Raw genomic sequence first — 18,502 nt, forward strand, 5'->3', positions numbered from 1 at the left:
TTAAGCCGGTATCTTGCTAGCATCTTTTTGAACGAGCGTCACGTTTTGCCTTGTGGTATCTGCAGCATGCAGTAACTGGGTCGATTTGTGCGGAATATGGCTCATGGCATGCTCTGTCAACGCTGTTATGGTGAGGCTTGGGTTGACACCCAAGTTGGTCGAGATATTGCCGCCATCGCAGACATAAAACCCTTGATAATTAAACAATCGATGGTACTTATCGACCACGCCATCTGCTGCAGAATTGCCTAGCGAAATTCCACCCATACAATGTGCGGTGGTCGGGATGTTCAAAAATACTTCCGATAGCACGCCATAACCGACTCCCCCCATTTGGGTTGCCATCTGCTCGGCAAACGCGCTTGCTTCTGGAATAAAGGCGGGGATGGCAGGGCCATAGGTTTGCATCTGGTAGCGACTACCCAACCAAGCCCGCCACCACGGGCTTTTTTGATAGCGCATTTCAAGCGCATACGGCGTGCTTTGCATACATAGCAAGATAAGGCTTTGTTTTGCCATATTATGCGGTCGAAATGCACGCCACGCTTGACGGGGCTTGACGATAAACTGCACTATAAAACACCATAACCAAGCCAGTAGCGACATTTTTTTGCCGTTTTTATAATTGCTTAACGTCGCCAAAAAGGACGCAATATTAAAGCCTTCAGGATAACGTGTCGCCTCAATGTGTGTACCATCGCCCAAATAAATCCCAGAGCCGATAGCCACGCCATCGCTCATGGCGCCATGTTGCTCATCCAAAAATCGCACGCCCAGCAAAGATTCAGCATTGGTATAGATACGCTTGCCAAGATAAGGGGAAATACGAGGCATATTGCCTTTATGGCGCTGCTCAAACAGCAGTTTTTGGCTACCAAGGCTGGAGGCTGACAGTACAATTTGTTGGGTGGTGATTTGATACTCCCCTTTATCCGCTGATTGAAGCGTCACCCGATAGCCTTGCGAACCGTTTTGATAGGCAGGGTCGCTGGGCGATTTGCTAGCATCGACTATCGGTACTATATCCGTGACTTTGGTTTCAGCGAGCAGGGTAGCGCCATTTTTTTGGGCAAAATACAGGTAGTTTTTATCTAGGGTATTTTTGGCGCCATAACGGCAGCCCACCATACAGCCACCACAGCCTATACAAGGACTGCGCTTAGGACCTGCGCCGCCAAAATACGGGTCACCATTGACAGCAGGGTGAGCATACGTGTCATGTTCACTAAAGTAGGCGCCCACATTGGTAAGATAAAAACTATCGCCCACGCCACTCATGTTTGCCATTTTTTGTAGCATCAAATCTGCGTTACCGACTTTTTTGTTTTGGCTCACGCCTAGCATGCGTTTGGCGGTCTCATAATGTTGTGGCATCACCGCTTCCCAGTCGTGAAGCCCTGCCCAGCTACCTTGTTGCCAGATTTTGTCTTCTGGCTGTAATAAGGTGTTGGCATAAGTGATTGAGCCGCCGCCCACCGCATTCCCATGCAACACCATGACATGCTTAAATAGCTGAAGCGAAAAAAAACCTTTGTACTTGAGCGCAGGCAACCACAAAAACTGCTTGATATCGCGCACGGTTTTGGGCATGGTCTCGGGGGATATATGCTTGCCTTGCTCAGCGATAATCACGCGATAGCCTTTTTCGGTCAGTCGCATCGCCGAGACGCTACCGCCAAAGCCTGAGCCTATGACCAAAAAATCCGTATCAAATGATTGACCCTCCATGTATCGCTTTCCTTATTTTCCTTAATAGTTGTCCTTATAGCTGACCTGCCGCGTGCTACCTTACAGTGACTTTTTGGCTGTATCTGTCTTTGTATAACAGCGGTTTAGCGCTAAACAGTTCAACCCGCTACCTGATTAGGGTATACTAATTTTTCAGCAGGCTGCTGCAACTGTGACATTTGGGTTCGTTTTGTTTTGATAAATTAAGTAAAGGATTGAGTTGAAAGGATTAACGCGTGCCAAAGCCAACCTTCACACCGCTTCTATCGCCCACGGGTACGAGTATTGAGTCGAGCTTGAGTGATTTTGGACAGCAGGCGCATATCATGGGCAATGCCAACACCGTGGTCAGACGTTCGCTCGCCATAGCGCTGCTCAAATTCATGGAATCCACCCCATTTGCCGATATCAGTGTCACCGAGCTGACCCAAAAGGCGGGCGTGAGTCGCATGGGCTATTACCGCAATTACGATAGCAAACTTGCGTTACTCAAAGACTATTTGGCGCAGATTGAGCATGATTTTCCTTTTATCGATTTGACGGCGGCAAGCGAGGGCGAGTTTTATGCGTTTTTGGTACGCGTGTTTGACTATTTGAGCAAGTTTGAGTTATCAACCAAGATTTTGCTCAATCAAGGCTTTGAAGGGCTGATTTTAGACACCCTCCTTAATAGCAAAATTTTTGTTGAATACCGCAAAAAGCAGTCATTGACTTGTCAAGCTATCACAGCGCCACATCAGGATAAAAGCGGGGAGTACAATCTGGTATTTGCTTCAGGAATGCTGTATCACACCTACATTCATTGGGTGCGGCAAGGGCAAACAGAAACGCCACAGCAACTAGCCAGTTGGCTCATGGCGTCTGGGTTTTATCGGTTATTTCACCCTAATGATGACTAAACTGATGACTAAGCAGATTGGGTGTTATCAAACGCTATCACCATCCCCATACCCACTAGCATGGCGACAAAAAACACCATCCCTTGCCAGATACCCATGCCCATGAGTACCACCGCAGGGGCAGGGCAGATGCCAGCGATGCCCCAACCGATACCAAATATCATCGACCCAATCGCCAAGCGCATATCAATACCGCGGCGAATCGGTGGGAATGGCGCACCCGATAGACTGGTCTTTTTTAAGCGACTTAAGTTAAAACCGATGGTGGCGACAATGAGCGCGCCAACCATCACCAACATCAACGCAGGATTCCAATCGCCTGCGAGATCAAGAAAGCTTTGTACGGTTTTTGGGTTTGCCATATCACTGACAATCAAGCCTGTACCAAAAACCAACCCACAGATACCACTAATCAATAACACAATTTCTTTTCGCATGATAGATGTCCCTAACGTCTCAATTAAATCAATGACAACAAATGACGACCGATAAACACCGTCAAAAAACCGGTAGCCATAAAAGCGATGGTTGCCACCAATGAACGGGGTGAAAAGCGCGCATTGCCACAGATACCATGACCACTGGTACACCCTGAGCCCATTCGCGTGCCCACACCGACCAATAACCCTGCGATGACATACAGCCAAGGCGATGATGATACCGTGATGGTTGGCAAGCTACAGAACATAGCAAACACCCAAGGCGATACTAGCAAGCCCACAAAAAACGCCAATTGCCAAGCAAAATCGGGTGAGTTTGGCTGCCAGAGACTAGCGACAATGCCACTGATGCCAGCAATCTTGGCAATACTCCACCACAGCATAACCGCAGAGAGCCCAATCAACATACCACCCACCAATGGATGACTATAATCTGCAATAGAAAATAACACCATACGCCACCTAAGCATTTCACAATAATATATATTATACAATATTGTATAATATATAGCGCGTTTAAGGGTGAATTTTTTTAAAACGCGGGAATAATCAACGAAAAACTACCAACCAACGCGCTTTTTGCAAAAAAAATATGCTAGATTAAGGCAAGTACCTAATAATGACAGGGATGAAAAAACCAATCATGTATAAACTCACCACCTACATACCGACCGATTATTTAGAGGCTGTAAAGCAAGCCTTGTTTGACGCAGGGGCAGGGCAGATTGGCAATTATCAGTATTGCTGTTGGCAGGTGTTGGGTACAGGACAGTTTATGCCATTGGCAGGCAATCAAGCCTTTATTGGTACGACCAATGAATTACAAACAATCGAAGAATGGCGGGTCGAGATGGTGGTTGCAGCTGAGCGCATCAAAGCGGTAGTGCAAGCGTTAAAACAGGCACACCCGTATGAAACCCCCGCTTATGATGTGCTAAAGCTTGAAGATATTTAGCCATCCAGTTTATCCTCACCCGATGACTGATTCGCTTACCTATCTACTTACATGCCTAAGGTTATTAAACGCCTTTTTTGCCTCGACTACAAGTGAAAATTATGACCAGAATGTAGGGCAAAAAGCGATTGTGGCTTGGGTTTAAATGGTCTATAGTCAATAGTAAATAATTTGTTACACTTTACTTCAACCCATCAGCCGACCATTGAATTTAAGGAGCGAGACATGGCAAATCCCCCCAATAGCACAGCGACAAATAGTGTTAAAACTGACAGTACCAAAACTGACAATGCCAAAACGGATAAAGCGAAGCCCCAAAAGTCGCAGCCTACCAAGACCCTAGCTACAAAGACCCTAGCTACAAAGACCCCAGCGCGCCGCAGTACTAAAACACCAGCGACCGAGCGTATTGACCAACCTTATGAGACCGACCCCACAGTGTTGCTTGAGCAGTCGCAGCAAGCAGGGGTGAGTGAAAAAGCCAATGCCAAAAAACGCGCCATCGAGAGCATCATGAATCAAGACCTAACTACAGGCGATGTCGAGAAAATGGCAGAGCACTTGCAAGCGCTGATCAATGGTATGTCCAACGATGAAATCAACGAAGTCAAAAAACTATTTGGCAGCCAAACCACTAGCGTGCAAAGCAAAATCAACAAAGACGACGAATTGGCTGACAACTGGCGTGAAGGCGGTTATCCCTACAAAAACCGTATGTCACGCAAAAACTATGAAGCCCAAAAATACGAGCTACAAGTTGAACTATTAAAACTGCAAAAATGGGTCAAAGATAGCGGGCAAAAAATCGTCATCATCTTTGAAGGTCGTGATGCCGCAGGTAAAGGCGGTACCATCAAACGCTTTATGGAACACTTAAATCCGCGCGGTGCCAAAGTCGTTGCCCTTGAAAAACCCACCGAGCAAGAAGCGGGTCAATGGTACTTCCAGCGTTATGTCCAGCATCTACCGACCAAGGGCGAAATCGTGCTATTTGACCGTTCATGGTATAACCGTGCTGGCGTCGAGCGTGTCATGGGTTTTTGTACCGAAGACCAATACAATGACTTTATGCGCCAAGTCCCAGAGTTTGAAAAACATCTGATTAGCTCAGGTATTCATTTAATCAAATTTTGGTTCTCAGTCAGTCGTGAAGAGCAGCGCCGCCGTTTTGCCGAGCGTGAAGCCCATCCGCTCAAACAATGGAAACTGTCACCCATTGATAAAGCGTCACTCGACAAATGGGATGATTACACCCTTGCCAAAGAAACCATGTTCTTTAACACCGACAGTGCAGAATCGCCTTGGATTGTCATCAAGTCCACCGATAAAAAGCGCGCGCGTTTGAATGCCATGCGCTATGTATTAAGCAAACTCCCTTACGACAATAAAGACCCTAAAGTCGTGGGGACAGTTGACCCATTGATTGTGGGTCGTGCCGGGGCTTTATATGAAAAAGGTGAATATAACGAATTGGCAGTCCCAAATATCTTATTCAATAGTCACAAATAATTGCCTAGCAAAATAATGGGTCAAAAACCGCAAAACAACAAAACAACCCCAGTGCACGGCATTGGGGGTTTTTAGTTTTAAAGAGAGCAGCAAGTAGTTCGCTACCATTGCTACCAAAACATTGCTGCCAAAAGGTGGGGATATATCAAAAAAGCCAAAACCACATTTTTTATCAACGAGCCCCTATTTTTCGCCAGCCAAATTCAAGCCAGCCAAATTCAAGATAGAGGGCAAGCGTATTCAATACCCCCGAATTTTGTTAAAATAGGCAAAAATTTATCTAGCTGAGAGCCCCATGAATTCAAATAACTCAAACAACTCGACAACCAACCAATTACTGTTTAGACAAGCCAAAGCCCATATCCCTGGTGGCGTGAATTCTCCTGTGCGGGCGTTTGCAGGTGTGGGGGGTACGCCTGTCTTTATCAGCCGTGCCCGTGGCAGCAAGATGTATGATACTGAAGGCAAACCCTACATAGATTATGTAGGATCATGGGGACCGATGATTTTGGGTCATGCCCACCCCCATATTATCGAAGCGGTCAAAAATGCGGCAGATGACGGGTTAAGCTTTGGCGCCCCCACCACGTTTGAGACCACGGTGGCGGACAAAATCTGCGAATTGATTCCCAGTGTTGAATTAATCCGTATGACCAGCTCAGGGACTGAAGCCACCATGTCCGCCATTCGTCTAGCACGCGGCTATACAGGACGCGACAAAATTGTCAAATTTGAAGGCTGTTATCACGGTCATAGCGACAGTCTACTGGTCAAAGCGGGTTCGGGCATGCTAGATATCGGTGAACCCAGCTCAAAAGGCGTCCCTGCCGATTTTGCCAAACATACTATCACGATTCGTTACAACGACCCGCAAGCCATCAAAGACTGCTTTGCGCAATTTGGCAATGACATCGCTTGTGTGATTGTCGAGCCTATCGCCGGCAACATGAACATGATTGTACCCACGCAAGAATTTCACGATACCTTGCGTGCCGAGTGTACCGCGCATGGCGCTGTGCTAATTTTTGATGAAGTGATGACAGGCTTCCGAGTTGGCTTACAGTCAGCGCAAGCCCATTTTGGCATCACACCAGACTTGACCACGTTTGGTAAAATCATCGGTGCAGGTCTGCCAGTCGGGGCGTTTGGTGGTAAACGTGAGATTATGGAGTGTATTGCGCCGTTAGGCGGCGTGTATCAAGCAGGCACCTTATCGGGCAATCCACTGGCGATGCGTGCCGGTATTGCCATGTTTGATTTGCTCACGGCTGAGGGTTTTTATGACGCATTAAGCGAAAAAGTCGTTTACTTGACTGATAATCTTGAACAGTTGGCGAAGGATGCGGGTATTGGCTTTAAAACCACGCGCTGTGGCGGTATGTTTGGGATGTTCTTTACTGATAGCGATACATTGCCACAAAACTTTGAAGAGGTGTGTCAATGCGATGCGCAAAAATTTGCGACCTTCTTCCACGGTATGCTCGATCGCGGTGTGTATCTTGCGCCATCCGCCTTTGAGGCCGCCTTTGTAAGTAGTGAGCATTCGCAAGAGGACTTAGATGCCACGTTGCAAGCGGCAAAAGACGTGTTTAAAGATATGGCAAATAAAGCTTAACTTAATTATTTAGGTTTAAAAAAGGCTATTGTTTAACGTAGCCTTTTGTATTGGCTGCTAATTTGGCGCACTGGCGTTTTGTGGGATTTGCTTGAGAAATTCAGTCGCTTGGTCGATATTTTGTCGTTGCTCAGCCATATCTTTTCTTTGAAAATAATTTATTAAAGAACTAAGTGTCAACAGTAAAGCCGAGATTGCCATACACCATAGCGTTATTTTTTTGAGTTTTTCATTATTCATTTTATCATGCCTAAATCCATCAAATGTTATGCTAATATAGCACTTTTCAATGAATCATGACGAAGTAATATGGCTTTAACTGCAGAAAAAATTGCTCGATATAACGAAGAAGAGAAGCTAAAACCGCAAAGCTTTTTTGATGAGTTTGCCAAATCTGTTACCCTATATCGTGATGACGACATTTGGGTCATCGACAAACCGCACGGGCTGTTATCCGTGGATGGTAAAGAACTCAAAGTAAGCTTGCAATCGCGTTTGCTCAAAGCCGACCCCAACGTCAAACTTATTCACAGACTTGATATGGACACCTCAGGCATTATTATTTTTGCGCGCCACAGCGAAGCGCAAAGCCATATCAGTAAACAATTTATCGAGCGTATTCCGAGCAAAGAATACCAAGCGCTGGTCTGGGGAACGCCGCCGCAGCAAGGCGAAATCGATGTGCCCGTGCGCTACGACCCACCACAAAAACCCAAGCATATCGTCGATATGAGTTGGGATAAACGCGCCTATACGAAATATGAAACCTTGCACCACGAACTGCGTGAGGGTAAGGCGGTTAGCCGTGTCGCCTTGTATCCTGTCACAGGGCGAAGTCATCAACTACGCGTTCATATGCTGCATATCGGGCATGTGATGCTTGGCGACCCCATCTACGCGCAAGATGTATTGGACGGTCAAGCGTTTGATTTATCGCCTAGGCTTTGCTTACATGCACACAAATTACGCTTAAAACATCCCAATACGGGTGTATGGATGGAATGGGAAAGCCCCGTACCGTTTTAACTGCGTGGGTTATTAACAAGCTAGCTTTTAAAATGATAGGGTTTAGCGTGCTGTTTTCATCCGACTGTTAGCAGCAAACAAGGGGCATAATCACCATGCCCCTTGTTTAATTACCCATGTCGGTGCAACCAATCAAGGGTTTGCTGCCAGAGCAGTTGGTTTTGTCGGCTAAAGAACTTCATATGACCGATATGCTGTAAGCCATAATCTTTGGGTTTTAGCGTTTGGGTGGTGGCTTGCATGTTGGGAAACACCCGAATCATATCGGCGACATTCTTATCATTGGCGATATCATCATCTGGGGCATTCACCCACATAGCAGGCAAGTTAACCTCATTGTAATAGTGGGTTTTCACTGTTTTACCGAAGGCGGTTTTGATATAGCCTGCGCCATTGCACCAATCTCGCCACTGTTTGGCGACGTTTTTGGGCAAATCTTCGCCCATGCCAATCTTGCTTGATTGGGTATAGCCAAACAACACATTGGACACGGGAATAAATACATCCATAAACCACATGGCTTTGGCACGATAGGGCATCGCCATATTACGGATTTGCCCAGATGAACAGGCAACGTTAAACACGGATGTGAACTTGTGATAATTGGGCATCAAACCAAATAATTGACCGCCTGCGCTATGACCGACCAGATGATAGCTGGTATTGGGAAACTCTTGAATCAGCCTATCAAGCACCGCAGTCATATCGTAGCGTCCCCAGCTAATCAATGATGCATTAGAGTGCTTGAGGTCACCTTGCATCGACTCGCCAATATCTTCATTGTCATAGCTGATGACGCCATAGCCATGCTCCATTAAATACTGTGCAAAATTTTGATAAAACTGCCGTTTGATACCTGTTGCGGGCGCAATCATCACGGCGGCTTTAACCGTATCGGGACGAAACACAGTCGCCGCCAGTGTGGCAGGGTGTTTGGTGGCTATTTGAATGGTTTGCTGGGTAGGGTGTGAGGCTAAGGCTGACGGTGTTTTTAGATTTAGGTTCGACATGACTGTTATCTTCCTTGGCAATCAACTTTTTATACAAGCTTATACGAGCGCTTTTTATACGAGTACTCAGCCAAATGTTGACAAATGATGATAAGACTCGTTTAAAAGCGACTATAGCAAACAATTTATGGGTGCAAAAAAGTTATCATGAACATAACAGTCATAAAAAAAGCAATCAGCGGCGGCTAATTGCTTGTTTGAATCGTTGACAAAAAACTAAGGGGTTTTCACAACAACTTTTTGGTTGGTGTTGATTAAAATCTCAGAAGGTCCATCAACGGTGACGCGCACTTGGTTATTATTAGGGCGCTGTGAGCGAAAATATTGGTCTTCAGCAGGGGTACAGCCCAAGCAGCGATCGAGTGCCGCCAGTGGCTCAAGAATCAGCTTGCGTTCTACCTGATCGATTTCATCGTTATAGATGGTAAATGGCATACTGGCAATCGCCGTCACCACGCCGCCCACCACTGCCAATGCGCCCAATGGCTTACCCACAATGGTATCAGCGACCATGGAGCCATAGGTTGGACCAAAATCTTTTTCATCAATTTCGGTAGCGGCAAAGCTGCAAGTCATCGTTGCAATCATTAAGGCTACGGCTGACGCAATCGTATTTAATAGTTTCATAGCAGGTTCCTAACTGGCAGCAAGCCCCCATTAACGAGGTAACTAGCTAACTAACTAAATCAATGAATAAATAAATAATTAGGCAACTAGATAACTGGGGTTGACTGACAGGTTGTACCTAACAAGTTTTGCTAGGTTGTTGCTGAATAATTCAGGAACATTACATCAATTTTGCCAAGAATTATCAAGTAAAATTGTCTTTGCTGCAGGTTTTTTTACGTTAAAGCAGAGCCGTTATTTTTTTAAGCGTTTTTTTGAGTGGTTTTTTCACTGATTTTTTCACTGATTTTTTGTGGGTTATCAGCGGCTGGCAAGTGGGACAGAACGTGCTGGCACGCTGATTGATTTTGACATTTTCGATGGTAGTGCCACAGCTTGGGCAATCAGCGCCTTTATGCCCATATACTAGTAACGTCTGCTGAAAATACCCCGTTTTTCCATCCGCTACGGTAAAATCTTTTAACGTTGAGCCGCCTTTTTCAATCGATGTTTGTAGGACTTGTCGAATATGGGCGACCAAGGTGGTCAGCTGTTCATGATTGATGAGATGGGCAGGGGTCAACGGATGAATTTTTGATAAAAATAGGCTTTCGGTTGCATAGATATTGCCCACACCGACCACAATCTCTTGCGCCATAATTACCGATTTGATGGGGCGTTCAATCGGTTTTTTGCGATTGTGGATATGGTGATATAGATAGTCAGCGCTAAAATCTTCTGATAGCGGCTCTACACCCAAATGGGTAATCAGCTTGTCTTCATAGTCCTCTAACCACAGTAACATACCAAACCGCCGTGGGTCATGATAATGCAGTTGGGTGAGTTTTTTGCCATCATTAAACGTCAAAATCACATGATCGTGTTTACGCTTGTCAAACCCCACAGGATGCTGCTGTAAGCTACCCGACATCCCCAAGTGGATGAGCAGTTTTTTTTGCGCCGCGCCCCCGTTAAAGGTGAGAATCAGATATTTGGCTCGGCGCTCAATGTTGATAAGTTGATAATCTACCAAACTTACCAAGTCATCAGGCACCGCCCAACGCAATTTGGGCTGAAAGACGCTAACTTTTTCAACGGTTTGATTGAGCAAAGGTTGCAGACTCGTCGCTGTCGTCTGCACTTCAGGCAATTCTGGCATACGCCGTTTGACTCCTATTTAAAGCATTAAGACTTGTTGTTATTGACGATACGACGCGCCAAGATAATACCATGTTGCTGCTCTAGTTTTGCCAAAAGCTTGGACAACTGACTTAGCCCCGTCACTTCTATGGTAAAATTCAACCGCGCGATATCATCATCCCCGCTTAGGGTATCGACTTGGCGGATATTGACATTTTCTTGGTCGATGATTTGGGTCAAGTCTTTGAGTAAGCCCCGCCTGTCATACGATTCAAGGTATATTTGTACCAATTGGCTTTTGCCTTTATTGCCATACCAAGCGGCACTAATGGCGCGTTCAGGCTCACGCTCCACCAGTCGCTCGTATTCGACGCAATCACTGCGGTGGACGGATACGCCATTGGACTGGGTGATATAACCCGCAATTGGCTCACCTTGCACAGGCGAGCAGCAATTCGCCAAGTGAATAGCAATGTTATCTAAGCCATCGACTTCGATTTTATACGCATCTAGCTTGCCTGTGGCTTTGGGATGAATGCTTGGGATAAGCTCAGTATCAGTGACTTCGGGCTCTAAATCTAGATGACGACTGATATGACCGGTCAAATTATGCAATTCAACGTTGCCGTTGACTAGCCCTACCAAAATATCATCACTGTTTTTGGCATTAAAAAATTTGACGTAATCATTTAAATCGATACTGTTAGGGTGTACCGACATGCGCGCCAATTCTTTGGTTAATATGTGCTTACCTGTTTCGATATTTTTATCACGGTCTTGCTTATTAAACCATTGGCGCAGTTTGCTGCGAGCGCGACTGGTATTGATATAACCTAAGGATGCCACTAGCCAATCACGGTTTGGTTCGCGTGATTGCTTGGTAATAATCTCAACTTGCTCGCCTGTTTTGAGCTGATAGGTGAGCGGCACATAGCGTTTGTTGACGCGAGCAGCTTGGGCGCGATTGCCGACATGGGTATGCACATGATAGGCAAAATCAAGCACAGTTGAGCCTTTGGGCAATTCGATGATGTCACCATCACGACTAAACACATAAATCCGCTCGAATTCACCAAAATCAACGACTTGTTCTTCTTCATCGAGCTCGCCATGCTCATGCTCAACATGTTTATCTAATACAAATTTTAAGGGGTCATGATTGTCAGCATTTTCTTGATTGAGCAATAACTGACGCAGTGAGCTGATTTTTTTGGTTAGATAGTCGTCTTTTTTGTTTTTGGTGCCTTCTTTATAGTTGACGTGTGCACACATGCCAAGTTCGGCTTCATAGTGCATGTCAAAGGTACGAATTTGTACTTCCAGCGATTTGTTCTCGGCAATTACCGCGGTATGTAGCGAGCGATAGCCATTGGTTTTTGGATTGGTGATGTAGTCATCAAACTGTTCTGGAATATAGCGCCACAAACCATGCACCAGCCCCAATACGTGATAACAATCGGCATTGTTGTGCACCAGTACCCGCAGTGCACGGATGTCATATAACTGGTCAAACGACAGTGATTTGAGTTTCATCTTACGATAAATCGAATAGATGTGTTTGACACGACCGGTGATTTCCCCGTCAATCCCTTGTGCAGCTAACGCCTCGCGCAGTTGTTGGGCAACCCGGTCGATATAGGTTTCGCGCTCGCTACGTTTTTCAGAGAGTAATTTGGCGATTTCTTTGTAGCGGTCAGGCGCAAGATAACGAAACGATAAGTCCTCAAGCTCCCATTTAAGCTGTGCAATACCCATGCGATGCGCTAGCGGCGCGTAAATTGTCATGACCTCGCGCGCGACGCGTTGCTGACGCTCTGGGCTGGCATATGACAACTCCCGCATCGCAAAAGTACGCTCAGCCAATTTGATTAGCACCACACGCACATCGTTGGTCATCGAGATAAGCATGTTATAAATGCCCGATAACTGCTCGCGCTGGTTGTTGTTAAAGTGGTCTTCTAAGCGCTTGTTGTTCTCTATCAAATCGGACAGTCGCCCCAGCGCTAGGGTTTCTTGGACCAGCTCTGCGACTTCATCGCCAAAGGTGGCTTGGATTTGTTTGGGGGTAAAAATTTGGATACGCGCGGCACGATATAACATCGCAGCAACGAGCGTGGCTTCATCTTGGTACAGATAACCCAAAATATCAGCAATCCCAATCCCAGTCAAAAACGCATTAGAGCGGTTGCTTTCGGTACTTAAATCTTGATTTTTGAGTAGTTGACAGGCTTTGGTCAGCTCAGGCAGCTCAGTGAGATGAGCACGTTTTGCCATCGATGCCAGCCAAGCTTCGGTATCAATGGTATGCTCATCGATAATGTGACTGGCAGGCTCAGAGACAATGGGCAAGTCAGTATGGGTGAAATGACGCTGGCTGGCAGTGATACTCGCAATCATTGTGGTACTATCATGATCAACGTCTTTTCCATCCAATAGCGGCAAACTTTCTCGTATTTTTACCATGTCAATTCTACACCTTACTTACCAGATTTCCTCAAAGAGCAAAAAAACTAACCTTGTTTGTTTAAAATTATCAACTCACTTTCCCTGTGAATTTTTGTGTGATTAAGTTTGATTTGATACTGCGCTAGCAATAATAAAATATGACAGAGTAGTCGCTATAGCAGCGCGTTTTAGCTATCATAGTGCGTTGGTTTTGGGCGTGTTAAGCCTTAAAATAAATGTTAAACGTTAAAATAAAGTAAATGCCATAGTCACTTTATATATCTTAACCGTTTTAGGGTTGCCCATGTTTAGCCATTTAACACTAACTTTATTCATGTTAATCATGTGTTAATTTTATTAAGATGTGTCTATTAGCAAACAATTGCAAGTCAACCCGTCGATAAAATTTTTGTATCACTCAAGTTAGTGTCAGTCAACTGCCCAATCAGTGATTTGCCCGAACTTCAATCCAAACTAGGATAAAACTATCTTGTTCAGTATAGGTGAGTTTAATGAAATTACCATCTCATTTTGTTACAAATGCGACTACTATAGCGTCAGATTTTACCATGACCCGCTCAAAAAGCCTTGCGAACTTTGGTAAAATCCTGTCAATGTTGGCGATAACGCTGACTTTATCGCTTGGATTGACAGGGTGTGATTATTTTCAAACCCAAACCGACGCTAACTCGCCCATTGGTGCCAAACAAATTGCCAAACTGATTCCCAAACGTGGACAAGATAGCAAAAGCTGGGCACAAGACATCAACCAAATTTTTGATACCCTAAAAATAGAAAAAAACGCGCAAAATATTTGTACCGCTGTTGCCATTATTGACCAAGAGTCCAATTTTAAAGCCAATCCGCCCGTCGCGAATTTGGGGCAATCAAGCCTAAAAGCGATGAATGAGGAGTTGGAAGAAAAATTGGGCTCAACGCTAGCCCCGTATTTTCGCACCATGCTAAAAACTGAGCCCACGCCCGATAACAGCTTTGAGAAACAAATCGCTAAAGTCAAAACCGAAGAAGAACTTGACGACATTTATCATCAGATGTTTGCGTATTTTTCAAGCAAATATTATGCCAGCAAACTGAACAGCGTTACCAAATTGGTGGGTGGGGATATCGAAGAAAAATTAGACCCGATTACCACGTTAGGCTCAATGCAGGTGCAAGTAAGTTATGCGCGTGACCATCGCCGGATGAGTGGCAATAACCTTGAACTGCGTAAAGACCTATATAGCCAATATGGCGGATTGTACTATGGTATCCATCGCTTACTACTGTATAAAGCCAATTATCAAGACCCGATTTATCGCTTCGCTGACTACAACTCAGGGATGTATTCAAGCCGTAATGCGGCTTTCCAAAAAATGCTGCACGAGTTATCCAAAGCCGAAATAGACTATGACGGGGATTTATTGATTTATGAAAAAGGCAATAAAATCAGTGCCAATATCAGCCAAAGTGAGCAGGCGCTGATATCAATGATACAACAAGGCATGATTAGCCTGACGGAGCGACAAGTGCGCATGGACTTGGCAAAAGAAAAAAGCCAAGATTTTGAAAATACCGAAACCTATCGCACCATCGGTAGTCTTTACAAAATGAAAACTGGCAAAAATGCACCTACCGCCATCATGCCACAAGTGGTCATCTCTGGGGCAAAGCTTAGCCGTGACTACAATACCAAATGGTACGCTGACAAAGTCAACGTACGCTATTTAAATTGTATGAATAAAGCCAAATTTTAGCGTTTCTCAAATCTTGCAATACTTTCCACATGCCCTGTGTGCGGGAACATATCCATCACGCCCGCGTGGGTGAGCTTGTAGCCTTTGTCAAGCAGCACGGCGGTATCGCGGGCAAGCGTAATCGGATTGCACGACACATACACAATGCGTTTGGCATTGAATTTATCCAGATACTGCATCACTTCTAAGGCACCTGAGCGAGGTGGGTCAATCAGCAGTGCATCGACTTGCCCAACCCAAGGCTCAGCAGAAAAATCTTTGGTTAAATCTTGGGCAAAAAAGTCGGTATGGTGCAAGCCGTTGGCGGAGGCATTCATTTTGGCGCGCTGTGTCATCTCACTGCTACCTTCCACCCCAATCACAAAGCCAGTTTCACCCACTTGACGCGCCAGTGGCAGACTAAAATTGCCCAAACCGCAAAATAAATCAAGCACTCGCTCGCCTGGCTTCAAATCTAACAAATCAATTGCCAGCTTGGTCATTTTACGATTGACTGACAAATTGACTTGGGTAAAATCCAGTGGTGAGAATTCAAACGTCACATCAGACTCTGGCAACCGATAAAACAAACCGCCCGTCGGTGGCACGGTCAGGCTTGATGGGCGCGCATGGGCAGTATTTTCATACAATGGGTCAATACGATGTACCGTGTCGCTACCTTTGGGCTGTAAGAATAACTGCCAGTTACGCTCGGCAAAAAAAGCTTGCAGTTTTGCGATATCATGCTCACCTAAAGCCACCATATGACGGACAATAACGGCAATTGATTTTTTGCTATCGATAACATCATCAAGCGTTTCACCCATCGCTAATTCAAGCTGTGGAATATGGTCACGGGCGTCAAGCGAACTGATAAGCGCTTTTAAGTTCTCAATTTCAAAGCCGACACGCGGGTCAAGTATATGGCATTCATTTAAATTTGCCAAAAAATTACTGGCGCGCTCACGAAAACCGACCAATGCTGTGCCTTTTTTCTCAACATAGCGCACGCCCATACGTGCCTTGGTGCGGTAGCCCAAACGGTCAGCAACCAATGGGGGAAGCCAGTTTTCAGGCTGGATATGGGCTTGGTGTTCGAGCAGCTCTGCCAGTACCGATTGCTTAAATTGAATCTGCCCATCGGGTTGCCAGTGCTGTAAGCTACAGCCACCACACACCCCGAAATGCGGGCAAGGTGGGGTGGTGCGTTGAGGGTTTGGGTTTGCCAACACTTCAAGCGCGTCACCTTCTTCCATACTTTTACGTGAGCCTGTGATTTTGACGCTCACGGTCTCGTTGGGTAGCGCAAAGCTGACGAATACTTTTTTGCCATGTTTATCAAGGTGATGGTCGGGTTGGTCACCGTAAGTTGCCACGCCCCTTCCGTCATGGGCAAGGTTGGTCACTGTTAGGGTAACGGGTGGGGCGTCTTGCAAACGTTTACGCACCCGCGCGGTGGGTTTGATTTTTTTGCTTGGGTTTTTGGTGAGTTGCGAAGACGGAGTTTGGTCAGCGGTAGCGTTTGACATTTATTAAAAAACCTATTTAATCGAGGGTCAGTGTAAATATTTATTACAAAATTCATCAAAATTTTGCGGTTATGATAGCTTAAAATGGATTTTTTTTATATCAATACCTGACTTTACATCGCTCAAAGAAGAAGGTTTGGATGTGATTGCATAACTGGTCATCACTTATCATAGGGCATTCTTTAAATGCTTTAAAATTTTACCACTAACAAATGAGCCAAGTGGTTATTTTTAAAAAGCAAAGTTGTGCTATGATGGTGTTTTATCCGTTAGCTATATAGGTTAATCGACACCATCATGCACGAACTAGAACTCAAGTTTGCTGTCCCAAGCTATCAACAAAGCATCTTAAGAAAAAATATCGACACCAAAACTGCGCAGCAACAGCGCCTATCTGCGTATTACTTTGATACCCCCAATCAAGACCTTGCCAAAAAAGGCATTGCCCTGCGTATCCGCTTTGAAGACAGCCAGTGGGTACAAACCCTCAAAACAGCGGGTGATGGCGTTGCCAAACGCGTTGAGCTCAATACAGTGCTAAGCCTGACGGGTATGCCAGATACCCTTGATGTTAGTAGCCTTGTGCCTGATATTTCACTGATTACAGAGCCAACAGTGGTAGCGCAGTTGACTAAAATCATGCCGCTCGACAAGCTTGCTCAAGCCTTAACCGTGCAATATTTTACCGATGTCCAGCGCACTTCTCGTCAAATTAAGAGAAATAACAGCCGCATCGAAATCGCTTATGATATCGGCAAGGTTGGCATAGGTCACCTAAACTCACAAAAACCCGCGAATAATCATGAGTTAACCCAATCGGATATTCATGAAATTGAATTTGAACTCCTTGAAGGTGACCCAGGTGATTTGATTGAGGTGGCTAAAACTTGGTGCAAAAAATACAAATTATATTTATCAACCGTTACCAAAGCCCAACGGGGTAGTTTGCTACTCGCGAATAAACAATTTGCCCAGCCTGTCAAAGCGGATTTGGCTGTGCTGCAATTACACAAAGGCATCAGCCAATTTGCGTTTTTGCAGGCAGTGGTCAATAACTGCCTAGTGCAGATTTTGCCCAATGCCTCTGCAATTGCTGAAGGCAGTCCCGATGGCAACTTAGTACATCAACTGCGTGTCGGTATTCGCCGTTTGCGTACTGCCCTCAAACATTTTAAATTCGCCCCAGATTATATCGACCCAAATTGGCTGATGGTACTCAAACAAACCTTTAGCCTGTTAGGGGAGTATCGTGATAAAGAAATCTTGCAAATAAAAACCCAGCCCCTGCTAGAGTCAGTCGGTGCACCGCATGTTGAGTGGTCAACGGCAGTCGATATCATGCCGATTGACGCCGTCAGAGCCAATGATTTTCAAATTCTACTGTTAGAGCTGATTGGTTTTACCCATTTGCCCGTACCTGCGGACAACCCAAAAGCCAAAGCCCCAGTTGCCAAAAAGTTGGAAAAACTATTTACCGCGATTGCCACGGCGAGTGATAAATTTGCCAGTCTTGATACTGACAGCCAGCATGGTGTCCGTAAAGACCTCAAAAGCCTGCGGTATGTCAGTGAATTTGCTGCGCCGCTTTTTGCCAACCAAAACAGTGGCAAAAAAGGAAAAAAAGCGACGAAGCTCAATGCCTTTTTGCAATACTTAGAGCCTGCACAAGACGTACTCGGTGAGTATAATGACAATGTGGTCGGTCATGCTAACTATCTTGAGAAAGCCAAAACCGACCCAAATGCACTATTTGCGGTGGGTTGGTTTAGCGGGCGTGAGCAAGCCAGTAGCGAGCAATGCGCGGTGAGTCTAAAAACGGTTAAAAATGCGCCAAAGTTTTGGTAGTAGTTTGGCTTGATTGTAGACA

Annotated in this window: 16 protein-coding genes; 7 read left to right on the top strand and 9 right to left on the bottom strand. The window is 45.4% G+C overall.

Annotated features, from left to right (window positions below):
- Entirely contained in the window at nucleotides 1-1,728 is a 1,728-nt protein-coding gene (locus RTR63_RS02090) for a GMC oxidoreductase (protein WP_312522394.1), read from the bottom strand.
- Between the two features lie 236 nt (nucleotides 1,729-1,964).
- Here RTR63_RS02090 and RTR63_RS02095 point away from each other — a divergent pair, with 236 nt between their 5' ends.
- A complete protein-coding gene (locus tag RTR63_RS02095; protein ID WP_312522396.1) occupies nucleotides 1,965-2,627 on the top strand; it encodes a TetR/AcrR family transcriptional regulator in 663 nt (220 codons plus the stop codon).
- 8 nt (nucleotides 2,628-2,635) lie between these two features.
- Here the strand turns inward: RTR63_RS02095 and RTR63_RS02100 are convergent, their stop codons facing one another.
- Nucleotides 2,636-3,064 carry a DUF6691 family protein gene (locus tag RTR63_RS02100; RefSeq protein WP_312522398.1) on the bottom strand — a complete coding sequence of 143 codons (429 nt, stop codon included), beginning with the start codon at nucleotides 3,062-3,064 and terminating at the stop codon, nucleotides 2,636-2,638.
- Nucleotides 3,065-3,087: 23 nt separating this feature from the next.
- A complete protein-coding gene (locus RTR63_RS02105; RefSeq protein WP_312522400.1) occupies nucleotides 3,088-3,522 on the bottom strand; it encodes a YeeE/YedE family protein in 435 nt (144 codons plus the stop codon).
- Between the two features lie 188 nt (nucleotides 3,523-3,710).
- Between RTR63_RS02105 and RTR63_RS02110 the strand changes: the two genes are divergently transcribed.
- The 3 genes from RTR63_RS02110 (at nucleotide 3,711) to hemL (ending at nucleotide 7,146) form a co-directional block, all read left to right on the top strand.
- Complete coding sequence (locus tag RTR63_RS02110) at nucleotides 3,711-4,022, top strand: YqfO family protein (RefSeq protein WP_312522443.1); 312 nt, start codon at nucleotides 3,711-3,713, stop codon at nucleotides 4,020-4,022.
- Between the two features lie 582 nt (nucleotides 4,023-4,604).
- Nucleotides 4,605-5,531 carry a polyphosphate kinase 2 gene (gene ppk2 / locus RTR63_RS02115; protein WP_409418182.1) on the top strand — a complete coding sequence of 309 codons (927 nt, stop codon included), beginning with the start codon at nucleotides 4,605-4,607 and terminating at the stop codon, nucleotides 5,529-5,531.
- A 295-nt stretch (nucleotides 5,532-5,826) separates the two neighbouring features.
- Entirely contained in the window at nucleotides 5,827-7,146 is a 1,320-nt protein-coding gene (hemL, locus tag RTR63_RS02120) for a glutamate-1-semialdehyde 2,1-aminomutase (RefSeq protein ID WP_312522401.1), read from the top strand.
- Nucleotides 7,147-7,203: 57 nt separating this feature from the next.
- Here the strand turns inward: hemL and RTR63_RS02125 are convergent, their stop codons facing one another.
- On the bottom strand, nucleotides 7,204-7,386 hold the full coding sequence (locus RTR63_RS02125) for a hypothetical protein (protein WP_160001213.1): 183 nt from the start codon (nucleotides 7,384-7,386) through the stop codon (nucleotides 7,204-7,206).
- A 69-nt stretch (nucleotides 7,387-7,455) separates the two neighbouring features.
- Here RTR63_RS02125 and RTR63_RS02130 point away from each other — a divergent pair, with 69 nt between their 5' ends.
- On the top strand, nucleotides 7,456-8,172 hold the full coding sequence (locus tag RTR63_RS02130) for an RluA family pseudouridine synthase (protein ID WP_312522402.1): 717 nt from the start codon (nucleotides 7,456-7,458) through the stop codon (nucleotides 8,170-8,172).
- Nucleotides 8,173-8,282: 110 nt separating this feature from the next.
- Here the strand turns inward: RTR63_RS02130 and RTR63_RS02135 are convergent, their stop codons facing one another.
- The 4 genes from RTR63_RS02135 to RTR63_RS02150 form a co-directional block, all read right to left on the bottom strand.
- Nucleotides 8,283-9,182 carry an alpha/beta hydrolase family protein gene (locus RTR63_RS02135; RefSeq protein ID WP_312522403.1) on the bottom strand — a complete coding sequence of 300 codons (900 nt, stop codon included), beginning with the start codon at nucleotides 9,180-9,182 and terminating at the stop codon, nucleotides 8,283-8,285.
- A gap of 216 nt (nucleotides 9,183-9,398) precedes the next feature.
- On the bottom strand, nucleotides 9,399-9,809 hold the full coding sequence (locus RTR63_RS02140) for a hypothetical protein (RefSeq protein WP_312522404.1): 411 nt from the start codon (nucleotides 9,807-9,809) through the stop codon (nucleotides 9,399-9,401).
- Nucleotides 9,810-10,029: 220 nt separating this feature from the next.
- Nucleotides 10,030-10,947 (bottom strand): bifunctional DNA-formamidopyrimidine glycosylase/DNA-(apurinic or apyrimidinic site) lyase, encoded by a 918-nt coding sequence (mutM, locus tag RTR63_RS02145; RefSeq protein ID WP_312522405.1) that lies wholly within the window; start codon nucleotides 10,945-10,947, stop codon nucleotides 10,030-10,032.
- A gap of 26 nt (nucleotides 10,948-10,973) precedes the next feature.
- On the bottom strand, nucleotides 10,974-13,391 hold the full coding sequence (locus tag RTR63_RS02150) for a RelA/SpoT family protein (RefSeq protein ID WP_312522407.1): 2,418 nt from the start codon (nucleotides 13,389-13,391) through the stop codon (nucleotides 10,974-10,976).
- Nucleotides 13,392-13,942: 551 nt separating this feature from the next.
- Here RTR63_RS02150 and RTR63_RS02155 point away from each other — a divergent pair.
- A complete protein-coding gene (locus RTR63_RS02155) occupies nucleotides 13,943-15,127 on the top strand; it encodes a DUF1615 family protein (protein ID WP_312522447.1) in 1,185 nt (394 codons plus the stop codon).
- Here the strand turns inward: RTR63_RS02155 and rlmD are convergent.
- A complete protein-coding gene (gene rlmD / locus RTR63_RS02160; RefSeq protein WP_312522408.1) occupies nucleotides 15,124-16,635 on the bottom strand; it encodes a 23S rRNA (uracil(1939)-C(5))-methyltransferase RlmD in 1,512 nt (503 codons plus the stop codon). The two genes, RTR63_RS02155 and rlmD, sit on opposite strands and share 4 nt — an antisense overlap.
- A gap of 297 nt (nucleotides 16,636-16,932) precedes the next feature.
- Here rlmD and RTR63_RS02165 point away from each other — a divergent pair, with 297 nt between their 5' ends.
- Nucleotides 16,933-18,480: a CYTH and CHAD domain-containing protein gene (locus RTR63_RS02165; RefSeq protein WP_312522409.1), complete on the top strand. Its 1,548-nt coding sequence runs from the start codon at nucleotides 16,933-16,935 to the stop codon at nucleotides 18,478-18,480.
- Nucleotides 18,481-18,502 lie beyond the last annotated feature (22 nt).

Source organism: Moraxella sp. CTOTU47724 (assembly GCF_032014955.1).
Taxonomy (GTDB): Bacteria; Pseudomonadota; Gammaproteobacteria; order Pseudomonadales; family Moraxellaceae; genus Faucicola; species Faucicola tetraodonis.